General features: G+C 60.3%; 2 protein-coding genes. One reads left to right on the top strand and one right to left on the bottom strand.

Going from position 1 to position 1867, the window contains the following annotated elements; translation table 11 throughout:
- Window positions 1-176 precede the first annotated feature (176 nt).
- Window positions 177-914 (top strand): 1-(5-phosphoribosyl)-5-[(5-phosphoribosylamino)methylideneamino]imidazole-4-carboxamide isomerase, encoded by a 738-nt coding sequence (gene hisA, locus ACK4SV_RS05980; RefSeq protein ID WP_409916896.1) that lies wholly within the window; start codon window positions 177-179, stop codon window positions 912-914.
- Here the strand turns inward: hisA and ACK4SV_RS05975 are convergent.
- Window positions 911-1744 (bottom strand): HNH endonuclease signature motif containing protein, encoded by an 834-nt coding sequence (locus ACK4SV_RS05975; protein WP_409916895.1) that lies wholly within the window; start codon window positions 1742-1744, stop codon window positions 911-913. The genes hisA and ACK4SV_RS05975 overlap by 4 nt on opposite strands.
- Window positions 1745-1867: the final 123 nt, after the last annotated feature.

The raw sequence follows: 1867 nt of genomic DNA, 5'->3' as shown, positions 1-1867 counted from the left end.
CGCCCGCGCCCCCCCCCCCCCCCCCGCCCCGCCGCCCCCGCCGCGCGCCCCCCCCCCGCCCCCCCCCCCCCCCCCCCCCCCCCCCCACCTCCACCTGCCCCGAATTTCCCCCTCCGCCTGCTACGCAGGCACCTCCCCCGCAAGCGGGGGAGGATGAAACCGCCCGGACCGAACCCATGACCTTCACCCTCTACCCCGCCATTGACCTGAAAGACGGCGCCTGTGTCCGCCTGCTGCGCGGGGAGATGGACGCGGCGACCGTGTTCAACACCGATCCCGGCGCGCAGGCCCGCGCCTTTCACGAGATGGGCTTCACCCATCTGCATGTGGTGGACCTGAACGGCGCCTTTGCCGGCGAGCCGGTGAACCGCGCCGCCGTCGAAAGCATCCTGAAGTCCACCCCAGCCCCGGTTCAGCTTGGCGGGGGCATCCGCACGCGCGCGCAGATTGACGCCTGGCTGGAGGCCGGCATTTCGCGCGTCATCCTCGGCACGATTGCCTTGCGCGATCCCGAACTTGTGAAGACCGCCGCGCGCGCCCTGCCCGGCCGCATCGTGGTCGGCATCGACGCGAAGGATGGAATGGTGGCCGTGGAAGGCTGGGCCGAGACGAGCGACATGAAGGCGGTGGACCTTGCCCGCGCCTTCGAGGGCTGCGGCGTCGCCGCCATCGTCGCCACCGACATTGGCCGCGACGGCCTGAAGACCGGCGTGAATGTTCCGTTCACGGCAGAGCTGGCAAACGCCGTCTCCATCCCCGTCATCGCCTCCGGCGGCGTCAAGAGCGTCGAAGACATCCGTGCCCTGAAGGCCGCCGATGCGCCGATTGCCGGCACGATCCTGGGGCGGGCGCTGTATGATGGGGATATTGTGGCGCGTGAGGCGATTGGGGCGGCAACACCACTTGGGAGCTAAAAACCAAAGAGCACTGAGTTCAAAGGCCCAGTAAAACAAATTACCGATTCCTCTCCGTCACCGCAGAGCGCAATCGGTCGAGGCTGACGATACTCGCAAAAATACAAAGCTTCGTCGGAGATCACTACAGCACGGTCAGGGGCTGGCCAGCAGCCTCTAACTCTAACTACACCAGGTCGGACGACTTCCAAATCAAACATAACCATCATGCCGTCTTTGCAATATGCGGGTTCATAGTGCCGAATCTTGCTTACGACCCAATCGGGAACAAAATCGCTCGTGTCCGAAATGCTCACACGAACCCGGCCGGCTCTTTGCTCAAAGTCGACTAGTTTCGGGAATGACGTTCGCGCGACATTATCCATCACTCTAACAAGTTCGCGGCCTGACCGGTCGGCGACTCTTGCGTTCACTCGCAGAATATCGCCATCCAATATTAAAAACGACAATAAGTTTCGGTTTGAGAATTCAAACACCGTTAACCCGGAGTTTTGCGATTTCAGGCATATCGTGCCCGCCAACAATTTGATTTCGGTGGATGGTTCAACAAACAACTGCGCAATATTTCTTGCGTCAGAACGTCGAATACCTCTCCATTCGTAAAGGTCTTCATCAGTTAGCTTCAAGATACCATGATGAATATCATCGTGGCAGCTTGGGCAAACGGCTATCATGTGCTCTGCGTGGTGCGCTCCATAAACTGCCCAATGCTGGATGTGGTGAATGTGCACGCGCCAGTTTGAGCAGCCAGGATTTGAACATTTATTGCCAGCGCGGTTGATCAGTTCCCGCTTTATTGATTTCGGAATCTTTCTATGAGCCTTCGCCATGCTCTGAACCTCCCCGGTAACCTCGGAGGCCGTTTGGTTGGGGTTACGCAGCCATAGCGGTCTGCGACTGTGCTGCATAGAAATCATTCTCTGCCTCTGCGGGCGGGATGTGACCGATGGGCT

Origin of the sequence: Hyphomonas sp. (genome assembly GCF_046313735.1) — a bacterium.
Lineage (GTDB): Bacteria > Pseudomonadota > Alphaproteobacteria > Caulobacterales > Hyphomonadaceae > Hyphomonas.
The sequence above is the reverse complement of the archived record's forward strand: the minus strand, read 5'-3'. Positions and strand labels throughout refer to the sequence as shown.

What these genes read in the sequence shown, in the direction of transcription:
- ACK4SV_RS05975 (WP_409916895.1), bottom strand. Translation starts at nt 1,744, where the DNA reads ATGGCGAAGGCTCATAGAAAGATTCCGAAATCAATAAAGCGGGAACTG.
- hisA (WP_409916896.1), top strand. Translation starts at nt 177, where the DNA reads ATGACCTTCACCCTCTACCCCGCCATTGACCTGAAAGACGGCGCCTGT.